Genomic DNA, 21,820 nt, shown 5'->3' with positions numbered 1-21,820 from the left:
CCGCTCCCATTCAGGCTACGTGGACGATCTCGGCGCTGCCGAGGGCGCCGAAGCGGTTGATCAGTGCGACGCGGATGTGGATGCCGGCGGTTTGGCGATCGGGGTCTCTCGCGGCGATGCGCTCATCGAAGGCCTTCAGGCATTGCATCCTGGCCCCGACGCGGCTGCGGGCGTGGTATCCGGTCCATCGCTTCCAGAACGCCCGGCCGTAGTGACGCGTGGCGCGCAGGGTTTCGTTTCAGGCGGTTGCGGCAGGGCAGCCGTCCTACCACACCCGCCCGTTCTAGCGGACCGGGATGATCGCCGTGCCGCCGCGTGCGATGATGGCGCTGTGGCAGCGCCGTGTATCGTAGGCGCCGTCCACGGTCACGGTGCCGATGTCCTCGTCGTACGGGATCGGGCCCTGCAGGCTTGGCAGGACGGGGCTGTCGCCTTACCGGCTGGGGGTAAACTCGACCGCGCGGATATCGGAGGTGGCGGTATCCATGGCCAGATGCACCTTGCGCCATCGGCGGCGCTCCTGAACGCCGAGCTTGCGGGCCTGCCATTCGCCTTCACCTTCGGCCTTGATCCCCCTCGCCGGTTCGCTCGAACCGGTGGCGCTTACCGGCTCGATGTCGATTAGCAGGTTCAGCGCGGAGTGGGCAAAACCTGGGGGTGTCTGTGTATGCTGGTGGTTCATTGAGAGGGAAACCGCCATGGACGTGCGGATCATTGTCGAGACGAGCCCTGCCAAACCTCGTGCGCGATGCCGTCGGTGGAAAGGTTCGCCACATCCTCGACTGGTGGCATGTCTCGATGCGTATTCAGCCCGTCGAGAACGCGGTACAGGGCCTGCTGCAGATCAGGGGCTTCTCCGGTATTCCAGTGCTGTTCAAACGTCCGGCCGAAACGCTGCGATGGTACCTGTGGCATGGAAAAGTTCTAACGGCTACAATCAGTCTGCAATGGTTGATGGTCGATTGCGCGCGGCTGGCTACAGATGACCGTCTGGCGACTGAAGCAGCGCGGCGGGTGGAAGCTCGGTGCCGCGAACTCTATTCATACCTTGCGAACAACATCGGCAACCTGACCAAACAGGGCTGGCGGCATCGCAGGGGTTTTCCGATCTCCTCATCTCGTGCAGAGGGCTGCGCAGACGACATCGGCAACACCGGCATGGGAAAGCGCCGCCAAATGAGATGGTCGCCAAAGGGAGCACACCGCGTCGCCGTTGTCCGCGCCGCCGTGCTCGTCGGTCGCGACATTTCTTGCCCTTGATTGTGAGAATCTGCTGCCAATGCGGAGGTTCTTTGCCGAGTGCGTCCCACGATCTGATCAGCCGCGGCTAGCAGGCGCGGTTCCTTTTCGTATGCCGCCAGCGACGCAACCCTTGGCAAAGCCATCGATGCCGGTGCTGACCACCGCCGCCTTGACTAGCGGTCGTTTCCTAACCGCGGCGAAAGCAGCGAGACAGTTCAGCCACACCTCCGATCTGGAACTCTGAAGTGCGAAGGCTGGGTCCCCGCGGATCTTCCTGAGTGCCATCGCAAGACGGGCAGCCCGCATGGCGCGCCGGAGGTCGACGCTGCCACTGGACTTGACGGCTTGCTCCAGCAGCCCTGCCCCGCCGCGGGCACGACGATGCGACCATTCGCTTTCATCTGAAGCATCTTGGAAATACTGACAGATCTGGCTTCAGTCGCAAGTCGACACAACAATCGCGCATTACCGGATGAACGAGATCGCCTGCGTCATCGGCGTTGGGGGCATCCATGCCATCAACTTGACCTAAGTTCGGGCCCGTTCGAAAGCTTGCCAGGCCGCTTCGAAGGTCACGAAATCGAAGTCTCCCCTCCGCGCCGGTTCCAGGACGATCTGTTCCGTTTCAAGCAGTTTGCGAATGGCGTTTTCAAGATGCGCCACATGGCGTTGCGGGATCACAAGGGCCCCATGACGGTCCGCGTGCACCAGGTCGCCATCCTCGATCCGCAGCCCGAAAACCGACACCGGCGTCCCCACTTCGCGAACATGCACGAAGGCGTGGCTTGGCCCGATCGAACCGGCGATCACGGGAAAGCCCTCCGGCAAGTCACCCAGATCGCGCATGACCCCGTTGGTCAGCGCACCGGACAGGCCAAAGCCCTTGTGGACCGTGGTGTTGATTTCGCCCCAGAACGCGCCGACGGCCCCTTCGCCGTCCAGGTCTTCAACCACCGCCAGCGCCGGGCGGGTTCCGGACGACATGTGACGGTAGTAGTCCATCCGGCGGGCCTTGATCACCTCGGGCGGTTCCGTCGGCGGGGCAGCGGCAGCGATCTTCGCGGTCCGGGCGTAGCCGACGATCGCCCCGGCCGCCGGATCGCTGCACAGAACCGTGCCGCGTGTGAAGCGGTCGAAACCGCGCTTGCCCTCCACAACTTCGATGGCGTTGCAGACGGTGGGCGTGTCGACCGAGCGCAAAAGGGTCAGAAGCGTGTCATCCATGATCGGTCTCCGATAGCCAGCGGCGCAGGGCCGCCGTGGTTTCAATTGGTCGTTCCAGCGTGGGCAGGTGCCCTGCCCCCTCGAGGATCTCAAAGCGCGACCCCGCGATCAGGCTGTGCATCAACTCGTGCCGTGACACGGGGCACAGCGCGTCCTGCCGCCCGCACAGCACCAGCGCCGCACCGCGGTAGTCGCGAAGGGCCTCGGTCTGGTCCGGCCGGTCGCGCAAGGCGATGGACTGGCGGCAGAAGACCTCGGGGCCAAGATCCATGGCCATCGCCATGCAAAGGTCGAGCACGTCCTGCCGGTCCGGCCCGTTGGCGAGATAATTGGGCTTCATCTCATCCCGCATCACCTCACCCAGACGCCCGGCGCGGGCCTTGGCCATCTGCGGCGCGCGCCGGGCCTTGACCGCATCGTCCTCGGCCAGGGGGTTGGTGTCGAGAAGGGCCAAACCCGGCACACGGTCGCGCGCGCGCCGCACGATCTCCATTGCCACGATCCCCCCCATGGATAGGCCGGCAAGCGCAAAGCGGGGCGGCGCCTTGGCCAGCACGTCCACCGCCAATCCCTGCACGCTGTCAGCCGCGGTCAGGTCCATCACGATTACAACGCGTTCCGATGAAAGCGCGTCGATCTGCGGCCCGAACAGGCGGGCGTCGCACATCATTCCGGGCAGAAGAACCAGTGGCAGTTTCACGAGATCAGCGCAGCCCCTTCGGACAGCGCCGCCAGCTTGGCATAGGCAATGTCCGGATCCACCGCACCGAAGCCCGCGAAGGTGCCGAAGCCGCAATCGCTGCCCGCGATGACGCGGTCCGCCCCGACGATGTCGACGAACCGCCGAAGGCGCTCTGCCACAAGCTCGGGGTGTTCGACGAAGTTCGTCGTCGTGTCGACGACGCCGGGAACCAGCACCTTGTCGGCGGGTATGTCGCGCCTGCGGTCGCGGAACACCGTCCATTCGTGGCCGTGACGCGGGTTGGAGCTTTCGAACAGGACGTAACGCGCCTTGGCCGACATCAGGGTGTCGAACATCTTGGCCATAGGGATGTCGCAGACATGGGGCCCTTCGTAATTGCCCCAGCAGATATGGATCCGCACCTTGTCTTCGGGGATGTCCCGAAGCGCGTGGTTCAGCGCCTCCACATGGCTTGCCGCGACCTTGACGAAATCATCGTCCGAAAGGTCCGTGAACAGCATGTGCCGCGACAGCGCCAGATCTGGACAGTCGAGTTGTAGGTCAAGCCCAGCGGCGACGATGGTTTCGTATTCCTCTTTCATGACGTCAGCCAGCGCGGCAAGATAGGCGTCGCGCGTCGGATAATGGGCATTTTGAAGGAACAGGGAAATCACGCCGGGCGAGGCCGCGTTCATGAATCCGCGCTCCGCTCCATGCGCGGACATCGCGGCCCTGAGATTGGCTATGTCCTTCTGCAGTTCCCCCTGCCCCTTTGATCGCACCTCGCCCACGCACATGGGCCGCGCATACTTCGGGGTGCCGCCTTCCCTTGCCAGCCGCTCAAGGAAGCCGGGAAAGAGCTTGAGATCGGCCGGCGCGTTGCGAGGACTGTCGCCGTCGAACCCGGTGTAGCGGTCCTTGACATAGGTGGCGTAGCTGATCTTCGAGGTTTCTCCATCCGACACGATCCCGACGCCGGCCGCGACCTGGCGGCGCACCGTTTCGGACACGGCCTCGGTCATGGCCGCATCGAAGGCGGCCGGGTCATACTTCTCGTTCCGTTCCCGGGCGAAGATGAAGTCCACGACCTTCTGTGTCCGGGGCAAGGAGCCCACATGGGTGGTGTTGATCCTGCTCATGCGGGCTCCTCCCTTGGTCAGTTTCCGGTCCAGGTGGCGCCGGGGGCGTCGTCGGTCGGGACCACCCGGTAAAGGCTCGCCTCGCCCGTCATCGACGGTTCCAGCGCGTGCGGCTCGCCGGGATTGACAAGGGCGGTGTCACCGGGGTTCAGAACGGTTTCGTAGTCGCCGACCGTCAACCGCCAATGCCCGCGCACCGGCATCAGCACCGTGTGCTTGTCGCGGCTTTGGGGCTCGGCGGAGATCGAGCCACGGGTCAGAAAATCGACCTCGAAACCCGGCTTGTCCTTCAGCAACGCGTCCTGGCCGATCACCTTGGCGGGTTTCTTCGCGGCCAGCGCCATCAGGTCCCAGTAGCGCGCCACATAGTCGCGCACGACATTTTCGACAGGCACCTCGGGGTAAGCCTTCAACTGCTCTTCGGTCAGAAGCGGCATGGGCGACACGTTGTGGGGCAGTTGCTGGCCCTTCTTGCTGTCGTAGAGGACCCCGTTTTCACCAAGGACGAGGCCGTGTGCGCGCGCATCCTCGATCACCTGCGGGGCCCAGGTGACGCCGCCGCCGGCATCATCGCCGCCCAGCACGGCCATGATCATGCCGTAGTCCGTGCCGACGTTTTCGAACCCGCGGAAAATGCCCGTGGGAATGTTGAAGATGTCGCCTTCCTCGGCGATGAACTCACCCGCATCGCCCCAGCGGCCCCAGAAGAACCGCCAGCGGCCCTTCAGAACGAAGAAGACTTCGGCGGTGGTGTGGCTGTGCAGCGAGTTGCGGCACTTCGGCGGCTGCCCGGCCGCGCCGATGTTGAAGCCGGGCGTTTCGCGGATATGGACGTGCTGGTCGGGGCTTTCCGACACACCGCCACCGATGATGGTGAAGTTTTCCTTCTGGTTGCTGCCCGGGGTGTGGGCGTCGATGAAGGCGGTCTTGCAGGGTTTGAGATCGCCGTAGCGGACGATGCGGGCTTCGATATCTGGGTTGGACATTCTGATTTCCGATCAATGGAGTTTGGAGCGTTGGCAAGCGATCCGGGCGGCGCTGCCCGGCTTGGCGTCACCAGCCCCTCCGGGCGGGCGCAGGTTCAGGCGCCGGGCCCGCCGGCTGGCCAGGAAGACATGCAGGCGATGGACAGCGGCGCTTTCGGTCAGGACGGCCATTCACAACTCTCCGGTGTGCAGCAGGATCTGCTTCCAGATCGCGGTTTCGTCGAACAGCACCCATTCGCGGCGCAACTTCGGTTGGCCACCGACAAGCGCACCGAACTCGGCATGACTGGCGCCAAGCACGAAGACCTCGGCCCCGGTCGGTGTGCCGAAACTGCCCCAGCCGCTGTGCTTTCCGTGCAGCGTCCAGCGCAGGGCGGCGCGCGGCGGCATCATCGGGTCGTCGCGGCCGATCACGTGATGGATGCGGAACTCCGCATCCGGGAAGGCGGCCCGCAGCCCCATCCAGAACTGGTCGGCGCCGTCAAAGGACAGCGCCTGCGCGCCGCCCGGATACTCGAGGTTCGCGGCCCGGTCGTACTCCTTCGGGATCACGGTGAAATCCGCCCCCATGATCCGCGTCAGGATGTCAGCGTAGCGGGCGCCCCATTCATTGTCGTTGCCCTTGCCCCTGTAGGGGCCCTCGACATCGTTCGCGGGCGTGTAGGGGCGGACGCAATTGTCCGGACCACCTTCGCGGGCGATCAGATCGCGGGCGAAGTCCTTCGGGTCCCACCCCAATTGGCGGACAATCGCGCCCTGGTCGCGGATCAGCCATTCATCGTTGATCTGGTTGTTGATCGCATGGCAGTCCGCGATGATCCGGTAGTGCAGCTTCTTGCCTGTCGGCATGCCGTAGACGCCGGGATTGGCGTGAGTTGCGGTGGAATGCAGCCGGTGCGAGCTCAGCATCCCCTCCTCCGGCGTTCCGGACCAGATCACGTCCTCGCCGAAGAGCGTCCGGTCGGGGAACTCGGCCAATGTCGCCATGGTCGCGGCGATGACGCCCTGATTGCCGACCACGACGGAGGCCGGAGACCGCACGATGATATCGGGCGCATAGTAGTCGTGCAGCGTCGCGATGCCGCGGTCTTCCCAGATCTCCTTGGTGATTCCGATGATGTAGTCCGGGAAGTCGGCGAATTTGGGATCAAACCCTTTCATGAAGTCCATCCTTCGGGAATACGGGCCGAGCCGCGCAAAACCAGCTCTCCCTCGATTTCGATGCGTTCGGGGGCGGCGTCCCCGGATTCGATCTGTCGCAGGATCAGGTCCACCGTGCTTTCGACCATGCGCTCGACCGGCTGGCGCAGGGTGGTCAGGTCATAGGCCCCCCAGCTGGCCAGCGGCACGTCGTCGAACCCCACGACGGAGATGTCATGGCCGGGTCGCAGCCCCGCCTCGCGGATCGCGTCGATCACCGCAAAGGCCATGTGATCGTTGCCGACAAAGATCGCGTCCGGCCTTTCGGCGTTGCCGAGAAGCTTCCGGGCGCATTCCATCGCGACCTCGCGCTTGTACATGCCATCGACTATGGCAAACGGGCTTTGACCTGCCGCCTTAAGGACCTCGAGGAATCCCGCCTGCCGGTCCCGGCCCGTCGAGCTTCCCTGCCAGCCTGCGATATGGGCGATCCGCTCATGACCGCCTGCAACAAGGAATTCGGCCACCTTGCGCCCGCCCAGCCGGTTGGCCGAGGTGACGTTGGAGACCTCGACATCGTCCTGGCTGCGGTTGAAAAGGACCACGGGAATACCAAGGTCCTTTGCCCGCGCGCTCAGGTCCGAGCTCATCGACACGGACGCGGCGATGATGCCGTCGACCTGGTAGTCCATCAGATCCTGCATCACGCTGTCGATCCCGTCATCGTAGGAGTTCGGCGCGGTGAAGATCAGGATGTGGTAACCGCGCACTTGCAGCGCGTTGGACAGCAACTCAAGCGCGACCGGGTAGAACTGGTTTTCGAGGTAGGCCACGACCAGGCCGATGATCCGGCTGCGCCCCGAGACCATCGCCCGCGCCAGGACATTCGGGCGGTAGCCCAGTTCCTCGGCGGCCTTTCGCACCTTGGCGACGGTCTTTGCCGAGGCCGATGCCCCCGGCGTGAATACCCGGCTTACCGCCGACTGGCTGACGCCCGCCCGCGCGGCAACCTCTGCCGATGTGACCTTGCTTTGCGCCATCAGTCCGCCGTCCACCCCCCATCGACCATCAGAGAGCTCCCGGTCACCATCGCCGAAGCGTCCGACGCCAGATAGACCGCCGCCCCCATGATATCCTCGACCTCGCCGGGCCGGCCCAGCTTGATCTTCTCCTCGATCCAGGACCGCTTCGCCGGATCATCAAAGGTTGGCCGGGTCAGATCGGTCAGGATGAACGTCGGGCAAATCGTGTTCACCCGGATACGATGCCGTCCCCATTCGATCGCCATCGCCTTGGTCATGCCCTCGACCGCGTGCTTGGTCGCGCAATAGACCGCACGGTCCTGCCCGCCGACATGGCCCATCTGGCTGGAAATCGTGATCAGCGACCCTGGCCGCCCGGTCTCGATCAGCCGCCGCGCCACCGCCTGCATCAGGAAATAGGCCCCGCGCAGGTTCACCGCCATGGCGGCGTCGAAGTCGGCAGGGGTCGTCTCAAGCGCCGGAGAGTGCCGCGCGAGCCCTGCCGCATTCAGAAGGATATCGAACGGTTCGGCCGCCTCCACCTCCGCGCGAACCGCCCCAAGATCAGCGACATCAAGCTGAAGCACGTTCGCGCGCCACCCGTTGTTGGCCAGGGCCCTGGCGCACTCCGTCAGCGCGTCCTTGCGCCGCGCGGCCAGCGTCACCTCTGCCCCGGCCTCGGCCAGCGCCGTGGCACAGGCGAGGCCGATGCCCGATGAGGCCCCGGCCACGAGGGCGCGCTTGCCGTCCAGTCGGAAGGAGGGCGTCGATGGCAGGCGCATCACCGCCCTCCAACCGGGAACGGGACCGATCCCGGAACACGCGCCTTGTTGAATTCGCGCAGCCGGGCGAAGACATCGACGCCAAGTTGACGGTAGGCGTCCAGAATGTCGACCAGCACCCAGTTTTCGCGGATCAGGCCGTTTTCCACCCGCCAGAAGTCGAGGCTCCGCATCGTGATGCGCTTGCCGGACGGGGCGATCCCCATCCAGCCGTCATGCGACAGCGTCTGGCTCATGTTGGGCCAGCCCGTCACCGCGGCATAGTCCCCGTCGCCGAAGAAATGATGGGTGGTCTCGTCTGCATGTTGTCCCCGGTCCGGCATTCCGTTCAGGAATGGAATCTGGTGCCAGTGGCGGAACCCCGCAATGCCCCTTCCGGTGCCGATGCCCGAGGGGCCGTACCAGTTCATCTTCGGATGCCAGAACCGTTCCATCTCCATCACCTCGGGCCCGCCCTGGCTTGGGTGCTTCGTAAGATGGTTCAGCATGTCGACGATGTGCTGGCAGGTGGCGGCACTTCTTTCCGGATCATGAGGCCCCGGCACAAGGCCGTCCTGCGTCGCGGGGCCGGGCACGTGCCATTCGCGGCCAAGGCTGGGGACCATGGGCCAGGCATTCGCCTGCATCATCACCTCGGGGATGTCCCAGATCGCCTGGAATTCGACGACCTTGCCGTCCGCGATACGGAAGAATTCGTGGAACCGCATCACCGCCTGATGGCCGGTCGGCGGAATGTCGAGCCACGGGGACAGGAAAAGACCCGTGTAATATCCGCCACATCCGACCCAGTCGGCCCCGTCGCCATCCTCGCCCGCCATGACGATGTAGTCGCGCCGCTCCAGATCGGGCCATGCCTCGACGAGGCCCTTGTAGGCCGCGTCAAAGAAGGCATCCGAACCGACGCTGTCGCCGAACGGATGGCAGAGGCGGAACACCGCGTCCGGCGCGCTTATGTTGGCCAGCTGACGACGCAGCTCGGTTTCGTCGAAATCATACATCGCCGCCCGGAGCGGTGCGATCAACGCCTTGTTGGCCGTGTGACGGTCGGTCATTCGCCGGCTTTCCGGTAAGGCGCGCCTTCGCCATAGGGAACGTTGATCCCCCCATATCGGCGGACGCGCAGGTTGCATTGTTCAGCGTGCCCGACAAAGCCCTCAAGCATGCACAGGCGCGACCCGTATTCGCCGATCATGGTGGCGGCCTCGTCGGTCACGACCCGTTGGTAGCTGTGGGTTTTCAGGTACTTGCCAACCCAGAGCCCGCCCGTATAGCGCCCGGCCTTCTTCGTCGGCAACGTGTGGTTGGTACCGATCACCTTGTCGCCGTTGGCGACATTGGTGCGGGGTCCAAGGAAAAGCGCGCCATAGCTGTGCATGTTGTCCAGGTACCAGTCGTCCCGGTCCGTCATCACCTGCACATGTTCATAGGCCATGTCGTTGGCGACCTGCAGCATCTCTTCATGCGTGTCGCATAGAACCACGTCGCCAAAATCCCGCCAGCTGACAGAGGCTGTGTTGGCGGTCGGCAGGATCGTCAGCAGGCGGTCGATCTCGGCCATCGTGTCGTTGGCCAGTTTGCGCGAATTGGTGATCAGGCAGGCGGGGCTGTTGTAGCCGTGTTCGGCCTGGCCAAGAAGGTCGGTCGCGCACATTTCGGCATCAACCGTCTCGTCGGCGATGACCATGGTTTCCGTCGGCCCGGCAAAAAGGTCGATGCCGACGCGGCCGAAAAGCTGACGCTTGGCTTCGGCGACGAAGGCGTTGCCCGGCCCGACAAGCAGATGCACGGGTTCGATCGTTTCGGTGCCGATCGCCATGGCGCCCACGGCCTGAATGCCACCGAGAACGTAGATCTCGTCGGCGCCGCCCATATGCATGGCCGCGATTACCGCCGGGTTCGGCTCGCCGTTGAAGGGCGGCGTGCAGGCGATGATCCGGGGCACGCCCGCGACCTTGGCGGTTGCCACCGACATATGAGCCGAAGCGACCATCGGGAACTTGCCGCCCGGCACGTAGCAGCCCACGGACTGGACGGGGATGTTCTTGTGCCCGAGGATCACGCCGGGAAGGGTTTCGACCTCGATATCGGTCATTGAGGCACGCTGGGCACGCGCGAAATTCGTGACCTGTTCCTGCGCGAACCGGATGTCGGCCATGTCGTTCGGGCTGACCTTTGCGATGATCGCCTCGATCTCTGCCTGGGAAAGCCGATAGCTTGCACGATCGTATCCGTCGAACTTGACGGCCAGTTCATGCACGGCGGCATCGCCACGGGCTTCGATGTCGGCCAGCGTCGCGGCAACGACATCGCGTACCTTGGCGTCATCCTCGGCCTTTTCCGCGTCCGGTTTGCTGCGCTTGAGATATTCGATTGCCATTGCTCTTATCCTTGCTTGTCCGGTCGGGGCGGCGTGCGCTCACCCCGGTCAAAGGTTTCCCAACCCTGGCCAGCGAACACGTCGACGCCGAGTTGCGCCAAAACATGGGGGAAATCGACCATCACCCAGTTGTCGGTGATCTTGCCGTCCTCCACCTTCCAGAAATCCATGTAGCGGATCTCGACGCGCTTGCCGGTCGGGGCCACACCCATGAAGTCGCCCGAATGGGTGGCCTCTTGCCGCCCGAAGGCCGCGGCCCACTCGCCCATGTAGAGCCTGGCTTCGTCCACGCAGACCTTGTCGGAAAATGCCGCCTGGAACGGGCGCTGCCAGTTGTCCTGGAATTCCTTCAGGCCGCGCTTGGTGCCGCAACCCTGGTTCCCAATCCAGCGGAACCCGTCGGCGAAGAACTCACCGATGTCGTTGATGCGATGATCGTTCAGACCATCCACCATTCCCTCGATGACCGCGCGCGTCGCCTCGGTCTTGGACAGGTCGGTGTCGCGGCTCAGGACCGACTGTTCGGGGCGCGCGCCGATCATCCCTTGACCGCCCCCGCAGTGAGACCGGAAACGATCTGGCGCTGGAAGACCATGACGAGAACGAAGAGCGGCGCCGTGATCGACACGGCGGCGGCGACTGCAACGACCTGGTCGGTCGTGGTGGTTTCGCGATTGAACATGCCGGCAATGGCCGGAACCATGGTCTGGTTCGACGCGTCGAGCAGCAGCGAGGTGACGAGGAAGTCGTTGTAGGCCAGCAGGAAGCTGAACAGACCCGTGGTGATGACCCCCGGCCACATCACCGGCATGATCACCAGCCGGAACGCCTTGAAGTGCGAACAGCCGTCGACCCGCGCGGCCTCGTCAAGATCGGCGGGGATGTTGGCAAAGAAGCTGCGCAGCATCCAGATCGTGAAGGGCTGATTGATCGCCACCAGGACCGCGATCACGGCGAAGGGCTTGCCGTAAAGCGTTGGCGCGTTCTCGCCCAGGATCGGCGCCAGCCACTCGGCCGAGTTGATGAAGACCGGAAGGTATCCGGCGACAAGCACCGAATGCGGCAGCGCACGGAACACGAGCGCGATGATCAGGATCCAGAAGGCGAGCACCGATCCCGACCTTGCCAGGCCGTAACCGGCGAGCGTTCCGAAGGTCAACGAGACCGACACGACCCCGGCCGTCACGATCATCGAGTTCTTGAAGTTGTTGCTGAAGCCGCGGTCGACCCAGACGGTCTGGTAATGCTCGGTCGTGGCACCCAGGACATCGCGCCCCAGCGGGCCCAGAACCGGGTTCAGCAGCCCAGTCACCCACGGCAGGACGACGAAGAACAGCACGAGGAAGACAACCGCGACCAGCAGGACAGCTACGATCCATGCAAGCGCCATGGATCGGCCCGCGCCGTAGGTTCTGACGGCTTTCGGCAGCCTGCGCATGGAATAGAGGATCGTCGCGCAGATCAGGCCAAGCCCGAGGGCGATGTCGAGGATCGACAACCCGTTGCCGGCGGCCCGGGTGGCCGGGCCGAAGATCACGTTCAGCGGATTGTCGTCAAAGGCATCCACGGGCGACTTGAAGCTCATCACCGTGATCCAGAAGATCGGGAAGGCGGCGACAAGGCACCAGAAGGCCAGAAATCCGTTAGAAAGCACCCGCAGGGATGCGGGTTGTCCAAGGGCGCGGGCGCTCATCAGCTGGTCCCCCTGTGGTCGCGCCATGTGCGCTTGAGAAGTGGCACGAGCAGGACGGCGATGCCGATCATTGTCAGCATGGCCGAAGCCGAAGCCCGCGAGATGGAACGGTTCCCCGCCTGATCCGGCGTCAGGAAGTCATAGGTCAGCCACTGCAGGGAAATCACGTAGCCCTGGCTGCGGAAACCCACGATTTCCTCGAACACCCGGTAGGTATCCATCAGGTGGATGATTGCGACGAAGATGATCAGCGGCATCAGGTGCGGTACGATGATCAGGCGCAGGCGCTGCCAGCGGGTCGCGCCGTCGATGATCGCGCTTTCAAGGCTGTCCTGGTTGACCGTCTGCAGACCGGCATAGAAGATGATCGCAGCGAAGGGCGCGACGTGCCAGACGCGGTAGAACATCATCATCAGTTCGATGGTCCAGGCCTGCGCGAAAAGGGCAAGATCGCGGTCAAGCCAATGTTCGAGCAGCGCGGTCAGGATGCCGTCGCCCCGGAACAGCCAGTTGATCGACAGGGCCCCGATCACCGGGGTGATGATGAACGGCAAGAGGGACACGAAGATCACCGGCCCCCGGATCGCGGCAGCGGCATTGTTGATCGCCAGCGCGATGAGCAGGCCGACACCCACGACCAGCGGCAGGGTGACCAGGGTGAACATCAGCGTGAAACGTAGGGCCTTCCAGAAATCGATGGTCATGATGCCGGACCAGGACCATGCTTTGGCGGCCGTCCAGAAGCGTTCCATTTCCAGGACGTTGCGGTAGCTTTGCAGCCCGACATAGGTCGTGCGGGTGACGACATCCCCGTTGTCGTCCAGTTGCGGGATGGTCTGAAACTCGGTGGTGCAGATCTGGGTCAGGAAGCCCGGCGTGCACTTCTCGACCTCGACGGTTTCATAGACCGGCTGGGTCACGTTGAAGCTCTGCCAGAACACCTTCACCAGAGGAAAGGCAATGAACAGAAGCATCATCAGCACCGAGGGTCCGACGAACGCTGCGAATGTCTTGAATTTCATGTCCTGTCCAGTTCTGGCCGGGATGAGGTCAAGGCGAGGGGAAACGCGGGGCCACCCGGAGCGGTGGCCCCGCCAAGGGTATCAGTTGATCAGGCCGGCTTCCTTGGCCGCGGTCGTGTAGGCGGCCTCGATGTCGACAAGCGTCGTTTGCGCGTCCTTGGCACCGGTCAGATAGTCCGCGATGCCGTTGCCGAGGGCGGAATGCATCACCCCCATGGCGGCCGAGGCCGGATAGGGCAAGGCGCCCTTGGCGGCGGTCGCGGCGGCACCGGCGGCCAATTCGCCGGGTTCGTAGCCGGGGATCAACCAGACCGAGGCGTCGTTGTGCGCCTTAACCATTTCGGCGTCGAGCCCTTCCATCGCGACACGGAAGGCGGCGTCAGCTTCCTCGTCGCTGATGTTGGCCGCGATCACGACGCCGTCCCACCAGATCGACGACGCCGGAGCGACCGATCCCATCGGAGCGGCTGCCATCTTGACCTTGCCCACGACCTGGCTTTCCGCCTCGTCGTTCATGGCACCCGCCCGGCTGGCCCAGAGGTTGGCCATCGCGATCTTGCCCTGCTGGAACTGCTGCTGGACATAGGTGGAATCGGACACCAGGAATTCCGGATCCATGTACTCGGTCAGCGCCTTGAGCATTTCGAGGCTGGCGATGCCCTTTTCGTTGTTGATCGTGGGCATGTTCTTGTCATCGACGAACTGTCCGCCCTCTCCAAGGTACATGTTCACGAATTCCTCGCCGAGGTTCCAACCGGTCATGAAGGTGCCCCCGATCGGGTAGTCCACCACGCCGGCTTCCTTGATCGCGGCCGCCGCAGCGAGCACTTCTTCATAGGTCGTGGGAACAGCGATGCCGAGATCGGAAAGGATGTCTTCGCGGTACATCAGATGCTGGTTGTTCACCATCATCGCGATGGCCATGACCTTGCCGTCCACCCGGATGAACTGGTTGGGGCTAAGGTTCTGGCCATACTTGGCGACAAGATCATCCAGCGGCCGGATCGTTCCTGCGGTCAGCAGCGGGATCATGGTCGAATTGGCGACGCCGCCGATCTGGTAAAGCGCAGGGTTCGCCGCGAAGGCTTCAGGCTGCTTTTCGCTGAACTCCTGGTCGAGGTTCGCTTCGAAGTTTCCGCATTCGGCCATGGCATCGGTGACCGCCTTCCACGCCTCGAACCCGGCGGTCAGCGACCGGAGCGGGACGGTGTTGTCAAACGCGCATTCGGCGCTCGCGGCGCCGCCGGCAACGCAGATCGCACCGGCTGTCAGGATCGTCTTCAGATTCATTCCTTGCGTCTCCCTGTGTTTGGGCCAGTTCGCATGCCTGGCCCGATGTTGAGGTCAGTCCCCGATACGCGCCCCCGTCCTCGCGTCGAACAGGTGGCAATGCTCGTTCGGAACCCGGATCGAGATCATCTCTCCGATTTCCGCACGGAAGGTCTTGTCGGCCTTGGCGCTGACCAGCGCGCCACCGATCCGCACGCTGACCATGGTCGCGTCACCAAGCAGCTCCAGCGTGTAGATCGGCGCCGTTATCTGGCCGCCATCTCGCGCGACCACCGCATCTTCGGCTCGGAAACCAAGCGTCACGGCACCGTCGCCGACCGGCAGGTTCGCAATTTCGGTGCGATCCGCCCTGAAGACGCCGCCCTCGGCCCTGCCATCGATCAGGTTCATCGCGGGACTGCCGATGAAGCTGGCCACGAAGGTGTTGGCCGGTTTGTCGTAGATTTCCGTGGGGCTGCCGACCTGCTGGACCACCCCCTTCTCCATGACCACCACGCGGTCGGCCAGCGTCATCGCCTCGATCTGATCATGCGTGACATAGATGGTGGTCACCGCCAACTCGTGGCTGAGGTTCTTGATCTGGGCGCGGGTCGACACGCGAAGCTTCGCGTCGAGGTTCGACAGCGGCTCGTCCATCAGGAACACGTTCGGCTCACGCACGATCGCGCGCGCAAGCGCAACGCGCTGACGCTGCCCACCGGACAGTTCCGCCGGCTTGCGGTGCAGAAATTCGTCCAGCTCGACCATGGCGCTGGCGCGCCGGACCTTTTCATCGTGGGTCGCCGGATCGACGCCCCGGACCCGCAGCGGAAACCGGATGTTCTCATAGACGTTCAGGTTCGGATAGAGGGCGTAGCTTTGAAACACCATCGCCACGTCCCGGTCCTTGGGCTCCAGGTCGTTCACGACCTTGCCGTCGATCAGGATCTCCCCGTCGGTCGGGTCCTCCAGCCCGGCGATCATGCGCATCGTCGTCGTCTTGCCACAGCCCGAAGGACCCAGCAGCACCAGGAATTCCCGGTCGGCAATCGTAAGGTCGAACTTGTCGACACCGATGAAAGAGCCCCAACGCTTGGTCACACCGGACAATCTGATTTCGGCCAAGGTCGCCTCCCTCTGCAAACGTTTTGCATACGCTTGCAATTACGGTAGACTTTTGGAGACCTTTCCGGCAAGCTGTTTTTGCATACGTCTGCAAAAATATCCCAAGAGGCTGAAAACGTGTCGGAATTCCAGGAACACAAGATGCTGGTTCGGCGATTCCACGAACGGCTGGATGCCGCGCGCGGTGCCCAGATCGGCGAATCGCTTGCCGCCTTCATCACTCCGAACCATCTGTGGCGCGGGTGTCATCCCTTCGGCGAACTGCACGGCGCCGACGCGCTTTCTTCGACGTTCTGGGAGCCGCTGAAATCGGCTCTGACAAGGCTCCAGCGACGCGAGGATATCTTCTTTGCCGGTCGCAACCAGATCGACGGGTTCGAAAGCGTCTGGGTGGTGTCGATGGGGCATCTGATGGGCCTGTTCGATCAGCCATGGCTGGGCATTCTGCCCACCGGAAAGATGGCGTTCCTGCGATACTGCGCGTTCTACCGGGTCGACGGGGACCGGATCACGGAAACCGCGATGCATTTCGACATTCCGCACCTGATGACGCAAGCCGGTCAGAACCCCTTTCCTCCCCAGACTGCAGCGCATCTCGTCCAGCCCGGCCCGATGACGCATGACGGGCTGCTTTACGGCCCCCAGCCCGAAGCAGAGGGGCGAAGGACTCTGGACGCGATCAATGCCATGATCTCAGATCTTGGCCAATGGAAGCTGGGACTGCCGCTGGAAGAAGAGCTTGCCCGCAGCTGGCACGACGACATGATCTGGTGGGGACCGGCCGGGATCGGCGCGACCTACACGATCGAACGCTATGCCAAGCAGCATTCTGGCCCCTTCCGCGCGGGCTTCGGCCAGCGGTCGCGCACGACGCATATCGCCCGGCTGGCTGAAGGGCATTACGGCGGTTTCTTCGGCTGGCCCAATTTCACCGCCATCCCCACAGGTGGATTCATGGGTTTGCCGGGAAGTGACACGCCCGGCCAGTTCCGTGTGATCGACATCTACAGACGCGCGGGCGACAAACTGGCCGAGAATTGGGTCTTCATCGACCTCTTGCATTTCTGGAAGATGCAGGGCCGCGACTTCCTGGCCGAGGCCACCGGAGCCGCTGATGCGTATTGACGCCCATCATCACCTCTGGGACCTGTCCGCGGTGCGCTACCCGTGGCTCATGGCAAAGGGCGCCCGGCGTTTCTTTGGCGACCCTGCTCCGATCCAAAGGGATTATCTGATGGACGAGTTCCGGCGCGACGCGCGCGGTTTCGGGGCGTCAGTCCACATCCAGGTCGGCGCGGAAGACGGCTGGGCCGAGGCGACATGGGTGCAGGGGGTCGCCGAGGCGAACCCGGGCTGGCCGCTTGCGCAGGTCGTGTTCTGCGATCTGACGGCGCCGGACCTGTCCCGGCAGCTCGACCGGTACCAGACCCTGCCATCTGTGCGCGGCGTCCGCCAGATCGTCGGCCGCGCGCCGGGCGAGGATGCCCGGACCGGCACCAACGCGCTGCTCGACGATCCACGGTTCGCGGCAGGACTTCGGGCGGTCGGCGAACGGGGCCTGTCGTTCGACCTTCAGCTGATCCCTGAACTTTACGAACGCATGGCGCGCGTGCTGGACGCCGCGCCGGGCACCGCGATCGCACTTTGCCATGCAGGCTCGCCGCACGACCGAAGTCCGGCGGGACTTCGGGACTGGGCTTCGCGCCTGCGCCTCCTGTCGGATCGGCCGCAGATCACCTGCAAGCTGTCCGGACTGGGCATGTTCGATCACGACTGGAGCACCGAGAGCATCCGGCCCGTCGTCGAGACCTGCCTTGAGCAGTTCGGGCCGGACCGGTGCATGTTCGGGTCGAACTTCCCCGTGGATTCGCTCTATTCGGACTACGCCCATGTCGTCGCCGCCTACGAAAGCCTTGTGCCAGAGGCCGCGACATTCTCTGTCTTCCACGACACCGCAGCGAGGTTCTACGCCCTGCCATGACCCGAACTTTTCACTATCGAACCTCCGTTCGGCCGGAATGGATCGACTACAACGGACACATGCAGGATGCATACTACGGGCTGGTCTTCAGCCATGCCGTCGACGCCTTTCAGGACGAGGTTGGGTTTGACGCCGCGTACCGAAAGGCGACCGGCTGCACCATCTACCTGCTCGAGGATCACAAGCGGTTTCTGAAGGAAGTCCGGGTTGGGGACGATCTGGCGGTCGAAACCCGCCTGCTGGATTCGAACAGCAAGCGCCTGCATCTCTGGTCGGTGATGAAAGCCGGATCCGATGTCGTCGCCGTTTCGGAAATGATCGAGATGCATGTTCGGCAACAGCCGCAACCACGCGGCGAACCGATCCCAGACGTCATCCAGAGACGGCTCGAACACGCGCGGATACCCAGCGGCCAGCAAGACACGTTGGGGTTCAGGGCGCGAAGCCTCTCGATCCAGCCGAACACCCGGACTTGATCCGGGCGCCGATCCCCCGGCGTGGCTCTGTTCCATATGCCCCATTCCGAAACGGCAGGAGGATCGGGGCTGTTCATGACTTCTCATGCGAGCTAGGAAAGGCAATGCAGCTTGTGTGGCTGGACAGGCATCATGACTTCGACAAGCTAGACTTATGGAAACGCTTCGCAGGATTCTGCCGTCGATCAACAGCCTGATCGTGTTCGAGGCCGCGGGCCGACTGTCAAGTTTCAGCGCCGCCGCCCGCGAGCTGGGCATGACCCAAGCTGCCGTTTCCTACGCGATCCACCGATTGGAACAGCAGCTTGGGCGCACGCTGTTCCTGCGCGAGTTCCGCCGCGTACGGCTGAGCGAGGTGGGGCAGAAGTTTCATACAGATGTCTCGATCGGCTTGTCGCACATCCAGCGCTCGGCGCAGGACATTCGCGCGACGCCGACGGGAAACCAGGTGACTCTGGCTTGTTCAACCGCCTTCGCTTCCTTCTGGATGGTACCCCGGATGACGAAGTTCCGCGAGGATCTTCCCGGCGTCGATCTGCGGATCCAGACGGCGGATCGGGATCTTGAGCTTGAAACCGAAGGGGCGCCGCTGGGGATCCGGGGGGGATCAGCCGAGGAATGGCCGCAGCTTCACGCCGAGGTCCTGGCGTCGGAAGAAATCTACCCGGTCTGCGGAGCCAAATACCTGCCGCAGATCCGCCAACCGATTCAGGCGTCGGACCTGCTTTCCTGCAAGCTCATCCACCTGGAGGAACCGTTCCGCTCGGCCACGACATGGCGGGACTGGTTTGCCTCGGTCGGAGTTCCTGGCAACCAGGTGCCAAGCGGGCTGAAGATCAACGACTATGTTCTGGTCGTTCAGGCCGTGATCGAAGGCCAGGGCATCGCGCTTGGCTGGCGGCACCTTGTCGAGGGTCTGGTCGAAAAGGGGGTTCTTGTGCGGTTGACGGGCCACATGGTGACGACCGCCAAGGATTTCTACGTTGTCTGGCCCAAGGACAGGCCATTGTCACACGCGGCCGCCAGCGTGCGCGACTGGCTGCTGGACCAGCGCAAGGATGCGCAGGCAACGGTCCCCGCCGCCGGGAAATAGGCCGGGACCAAAGCTGTGCCCCGGCCAATCCGCAACGTTCAGTACCACATGTCCGGCATCGAACTCTTGCGGCGATCGATGAAGTCCAGAAGGGCTTCGTCGGTAGCCTGATCCAGGGCCGGGGCCTGATATTCCGCCAGCAGCTTCTTCCACCGCGCGTTGGCGCGCCACGCATAGTCGATGCCGCCCTGTTCGTCCCAGGTTTCCCAGGGCTGGTCGTCGTTCAGCGCGCTGTCCCAATAGGCGGTCTCGTAGTGGCGCAGCGTATGGGCGGTCGAGAACAGGTGCTGGCCCGGCCCAAGCTCGGCCAGAGCGTCGAAGCCAAGGGTGTCATCGTTGACCTCCATGCCATCCATATAGGCATGGAGCGCGCCGCACATGTCGGTGTCCATCACCAGCTTCTCGTAGGACATCGACAGGAGCCCGTCGAGAAACCCCGCCGAATGCAGAACGTAGTTCGCGCCGCCCTGAATGGCAGACATCATCGACATCATCGACTGCTGCATCGCCTGCCCGTCGGGCAGCTTCGAGGTGCTGAAATTCCCCGCACAGCGAAGCGGAAGGTTCAGCCGCCGCGCCAGCTGACCCATCACGAGCGAGCCGATCGCAGGTTCGGGCGTGCCGAAGGTGGGGGAGCCGGTCCTGAGCGACATCGAGGAGAAGAAGCTGGCCAGAACCGCCGGCGCGCCAGGGCGCACAAGCTGGGTCAGCGCGCAGGACGCCATGGATTCGGCCAGACCCTGCGCCACCATCCCGGCGATTGTCAGCGGCGCCACCGCGCCCCCCAGAAGGAAGGGCAGATGGATGGACCCCTGGTTGGCCGCGGCGTAGGTACGGATGCCCGCCGTCGTGACACCGTCCAGCACCAGCGGAGACGTGGTGTTGAAGTTGCCCATGACCACGCAGTTCTGGTCGACGAAGTCGGCCCCGAACAGGATACGGCACATTTCGACGCTGTCCGCCGCGCGTTCGGCTGCGGTGATCGATCCCAGGAAGGCCCGATCGGAGTAGCGGATGTGGGAATACACCATGTCCAGATGGCGCTTGTTCACCGGCACGTCGGTCGGTTCGCAGACCGTGCCGCCAGAATGGTGCAGCCAGGGCGAGGATTGGGAAAGCTTCACGAAGTTGCGGAAATCCTCGATCGTGCCGTAGCGGCGGCCCCGGTCCAGGTCCATCACGAAAGGTGATCCGTAGGAGGGCGCAAAGACCACGTTCTTGCCGCCGATGCGGACCGAGTTGGCGGGGTTGCGCGCGTGCTGCGTGAACTCGGCCGGCGCGGTCCTGAGGATTTCCCGCAGCATGCCCGGCTCGAACTTCAGGTTCCAGACATCCGCCGAGATGTCCGTGACCTTGGCGCCCGCCTCGCGGTAAAGCCGAAGGGCTTCGGCATCCTCGCGAAGTTCGATCCCGATCTCGGCAAGGATGCGCTCGGCCGTCTGCTCGATCCGGACCAGGCTTTCCTCGGACAGGATGTCGTAGGTGGGGATGCCGCGCACGATGTAGGGACGTCCCTGATCCTGCGCCGAATGGGCCCTGCGTTCGCGCCGCGCGCCCCGACCTCCGCGTTGAGGCTTGGCTTCGGATAGTGCGAGATCGGCTTCGAGCATGTTCACCCCCATGAAATGCGACCGAAGCTAGACCTGCCCCACCCTTCTGTAACGCTGGAAAAGTTTCATCAACTTGATAAGTTCTGATTATGACGTTTCCGTCGCGGGCTGCACGAACTGACGGCGGCGATCACCCGGCATGAAAGACGAAGGACCGCATCGATACGGACCCGAGTTCGATCGACCCGGTCATGAAGGTCAGCAGGTCCCGGCTGACCGAGGCCCCTGCGATCGTCAGCGCCGGCAGGTAGTGATCGACGCTTGGGTGCGCCATCTGAAGCAGCGTGCCCAGCTTCGCCCGGTCAGAGAGCGCGCCAAAATCCCGGTCGGTCAGGCGCTCCGCGAAAAGGGCGTCGAACTCAAGCGCGAAGTCTTGCGGCGCGCCGCCGGGCCGCATGACGCGCAGATTGTGAACGACGTTTCCGGACCCAAGGATCAGGACACCGCGATCTCGCAAATCGGAAAGGACCCGGCCGATTTCCAGATGCCAGTCCAGATCTTTGGTCATGTCGATGGATATCTGGAAGACAGGCACATCGGCTTCGGGGTACAGGAACTTGAGAATGGTCCATGCACCATGATCCAGTCCCCAGCGGTCATCTTCGGCCCCCTGGTGGCTGGCCAGAAGCGACACGACCTCGCGCGCCAGCTTCGGATCGCCCGGTGCGGCGTAGCGCTCTGCATACAACGCGTCTGGGAACCCGTAGAAATCGTGTATGGTCCTTGGTGCGGCAGTCACATCCACCAGGGTCGTGCCCCGCGACATCCAATGTGCCGACACCACCAGGATCGCCCTGGGGCGGGGCAGCGCCCGGCCCAGTTCCGACCAGGCGCGGCTGAATTGCGTGTCCTCGATCGCGTTCATCGGGCTGCCGTGGCCAAGGAAGACCACCGGCATGCGCGCGGTCGGGGAAAGGCGGTCGCGGAGGCTCTCAAGGCCTTGCAGCGTGCTCATCT

Annotated in this window: 21 protein-coding genes and 2 pseudogenes; 5 read left to right on the top strand and 18 right to left on the bottom strand. The window is 63.7% G+C overall.

Going from position 1 to position 21,820, the window contains the following annotated elements:
* Window positions 1–10: 10 nt before the first annotated feature.
* A pseudogene (locus OEW28_RS16880) lies at window positions 11–634 on the bottom strand (IS5 family transposase); the annotation flags it as partial.
* A 92-nt stretch (window positions 635–726) separates the two neighbouring features.
* Between OEW28_RS16880 and OEW28_RS16875 the strand changes: the two are divergent.
* Window positions 727–1,260: pseudogene (locus tag OEW28_RS16875) on the top strand (ISKra4 family transposase); the annotation flags it as partial.
* Between the two features lie 510 nt (window positions 1,261–1,770).
* Here OEW28_RS16875 and OEW28_RS16870 read toward each other — a convergent pair.
* The 15 genes from OEW28_RS16870 to OEW28_RS16800 all read right to left on the bottom strand — a co-directional run bounded on the left by OEW28_RS16870 (window position 1,771) and on the right by OEW28_RS16800 (window position 15,703).
* Window positions 1,771–2,466 (bottom strand): RraA family protein, encoded by a 696-nt coding sequence (locus OEW28_RS16870; RefSeq protein ID WP_263735967.1) that lies wholly within the window; start codon window positions 2,464–2,466, stop codon window positions 1,771–1,773.
* Entirely contained in the window at window positions 2,459–3,166 is a 708-nt protein-coding gene (locus OEW28_RS16865) for an alpha/beta fold hydrolase (protein WP_263735966.1), read from the bottom strand. The genes OEW28_RS16870 and OEW28_RS16865 overlap by 8 nt, the downstream gene beginning before the upstream one ends.
* Window positions 3,163–4,287 carry a cobalamin-independent methionine synthase II family protein gene (locus tag OEW28_RS16860; protein WP_263735965.1) on the bottom strand — a complete coding sequence of 375 codons (1,125 nt, stop codon included), beginning with the start codon at window positions 4,285–4,287 and terminating at the stop codon, window positions 3,163–3,165. Before OEW28_RS16860 ends, OEW28_RS16865 begins: the two co-directional genes overlap by 4 nt.
* A 17-nt stretch (window positions 4,288–4,304) precedes the next feature.
* Window positions 4,305–5,273: a cupin domain-containing protein gene (locus OEW28_RS16855; RefSeq protein WP_263735964.1), complete on the bottom strand. Its 969-nt coding sequence runs from the start codon at window positions 5,271–5,273 to the stop codon at window positions 4,305–4,307.
* A gap of 12 nt (window positions 5,274–5,285) precedes the next feature.
* Window positions 5,286–5,444: a hypothetical protein gene (locus OEW28_RS16850; RefSeq protein WP_263735963.1), complete on the bottom strand. Its 159-nt coding sequence runs from the start codon at window positions 5,442–5,444 to the stop codon at window positions 5,286–5,288.
* Complete coding sequence (locus OEW28_RS16845) at window positions 5,445–6,434, bottom strand: nuclear transport factor 2 family protein (RefSeq protein WP_263735962.1); 990 nt, start codon at window positions 6,432–6,434, stop codon at window positions 5,445–5,447.
* Complete coding sequence (locus OEW28_RS16840) at window positions 6,431–7,453, bottom strand: LacI family DNA-binding transcriptional regulator (RefSeq protein ID WP_263735961.1); 1,023 nt, start codon at window positions 7,451–7,453, stop codon at window positions 6,431–6,433. The genes OEW28_RS16845 and OEW28_RS16840 overlap by 4 nt, the downstream gene beginning before the upstream one ends.
* On the bottom strand, window positions 7,453–8,217 hold the full coding sequence (locus OEW28_RS16835) for an SDR family NAD(P)-dependent oxidoreductase (protein ID WP_263735960.1): 765 nt from the start codon (window positions 8,215–8,217) through the stop codon (window positions 7,453–7,455). The genes OEW28_RS16840 and OEW28_RS16835 overlap by 1 nt, the downstream gene beginning before the upstream one ends.
* Window positions 8,217–9,269 carry an ester cyclase gene (locus OEW28_RS16830; protein ID WP_263735959.1) on the bottom strand — a complete coding sequence of 351 codons (1,053 nt, stop codon included), beginning with the start codon at window positions 9,267–9,269 and terminating at the stop codon, window positions 8,217–8,219. Before OEW28_RS16830 ends, OEW28_RS16835 begins: the two co-directional genes overlap by 1 nt.
* Window positions 9,266–10,594: a histidinol dehydrogenase gene (gene hisD, locus OEW28_RS16825; protein WP_263735958.1), complete on the bottom strand. Its 1,329-nt coding sequence runs from the start codon at window positions 10,592–10,594 to the stop codon at window positions 9,266–9,268. The genes OEW28_RS16830 and hisD overlap by 4 nt, the downstream gene beginning before the upstream one ends.
* 5 nt (window positions 10,595–10,599) lie before the next feature.
* On the bottom strand, window positions 10,600–11,136 hold the full coding sequence (locus OEW28_RS16820; RefSeq protein WP_263735957.1) for an ester cyclase: 537 nt from the start codon (window positions 11,134–11,136) through the stop codon (window positions 10,600–10,602).
* Window positions 11,133–12,287, bottom strand: a complete 1,155-nt coding sequence (locus OEW28_RS16815; protein WP_263735956.1) for a carbohydrate ABC transporter permease — start codon at window positions 12,285–12,287, stop codon at window positions 11,133–11,135. Before OEW28_RS16815 ends, OEW28_RS16820 begins: the two co-directional genes overlap by 4 nt.
* Complete coding sequence (locus OEW28_RS16810) at window positions 12,287–13,309, bottom strand: carbohydrate ABC transporter permease (protein ID WP_263735955.1); 1,023 nt, start codon at window positions 13,307–13,309, stop codon at window positions 12,287–12,289. The genes OEW28_RS16815 and OEW28_RS16810 overlap by 1 nt, the downstream gene beginning before the upstream one ends.
* An 81-nt stretch (window positions 13,310–13,390) precedes the next feature.
* Entirely contained in the window at window positions 13,391–14,599 is a 1,209-nt protein-coding gene (locus OEW28_RS16805; protein ID WP_263735954.1) for an ABC transporter substrate-binding protein, read from the bottom strand.
* Between the two features lie 54 nt (window positions 14,600–14,653).
* Window positions 14,654–15,703, bottom strand: coding sequence for an ABC transporter ATP-binding protein (locus OEW28_RS16800; protein WP_318527574.1), 1,050 nt, complete (start codon window positions 15,701–15,703; stop codon window positions 14,654–14,656).
* 141 nt (window positions 15,704–15,844) lie between these two features.
* On the opposite strand from OEW28_RS16800, the gene OEW28_RS16795 reads away from it, so the two are divergent.
* The 4 genes from OEW28_RS16795 (at window position 15,845) to OEW28_RS16780 (ending at window position 19,253) form a co-directional block, all read left to right on the top strand.
* The gene (locus tag OEW28_RS16795) at window positions 15,845–16,828 is read left to right on the top strand and encodes a nuclear transport factor 2 family protein (RefSeq protein WP_318527573.1); all 984 of its coding nucleotides are present in this window, start codon (window positions 15,845–15,847) and stop codon (window positions 16,826–16,828) included.
* Complete coding sequence (locus OEW28_RS16790) at window positions 16,818–17,684, top strand: amidohydrolase family protein (protein ID WP_263735952.1); 867 nt, start codon at window positions 16,818–16,820, stop codon at window positions 17,682–17,684. The genes OEW28_RS16795 and OEW28_RS16790 overlap by 11 nt, the downstream gene beginning before the upstream one ends.
* Window positions 17,681–18,160: a thioesterase family protein gene (locus OEW28_RS16785; protein WP_263735951.1), complete on the top strand. Its 480-nt coding sequence runs from the start codon at window positions 17,681–17,683 to the stop codon at window positions 18,158–18,160. Before OEW28_RS16790 ends, OEW28_RS16785 begins: the two co-directional genes overlap by 4 nt.
* Before the next feature lie 154 nt (window positions 18,161–18,314).
* Window positions 18,315–19,253 (top strand): LysR substrate-binding domain-containing protein, encoded by a 939-nt coding sequence (locus tag OEW28_RS16780; protein WP_263735950.1) that lies wholly within the window; start codon window positions 18,315–18,317, stop codon window positions 19,251–19,253.
* Window positions 19,254–19,291: 38 nt separating this feature from the next.
* Here the strand turns inward: OEW28_RS16780 and OEW28_RS16775 are convergent, their stop codons facing one another.
* The gene (locus tag OEW28_RS16775) at window positions 19,292–20,863 is read right to left on the bottom strand and encodes a trimethylamine methyltransferase family protein (RefSeq protein ID WP_263735949.1); all 1,572 of its coding nucleotides are present in this window, start codon (window positions 20,861–20,863) and stop codon (window positions 19,292–19,294) included.
* 130 nt (window positions 20,864–20,993) lie between these two features.
* Window positions 20,994–21,818 carry a 4,5-DOPA-extradiol-dioxygenase gene (gene ygiD, locus OEW28_RS16770; RefSeq protein ID WP_263735948.1) on the bottom strand — a complete coding sequence of 275 codons (825 nt, stop codon included), beginning with the start codon at window positions 21,816–21,818 and terminating at the stop codon, window positions 20,994–20,996.
* Between the last annotated feature and the right edge of the window lie 2 nt (window positions 21,819–21,820).

Origin of the sequence: Albidovulum marisflavi (genome assembly GCF_025751435.1) — a bacterium.
GTDB lineage: Bacteria > Pseudomonadota > Alphaproteobacteria > Rhodobacterales > Rhodobacteraceae > Albidovulum > Albidovulum marisflavi.
The sequence above is the reverse complement of the archived record's forward strand: the minus strand, read 5'-3'. Positions and strand labels throughout refer to the sequence as shown.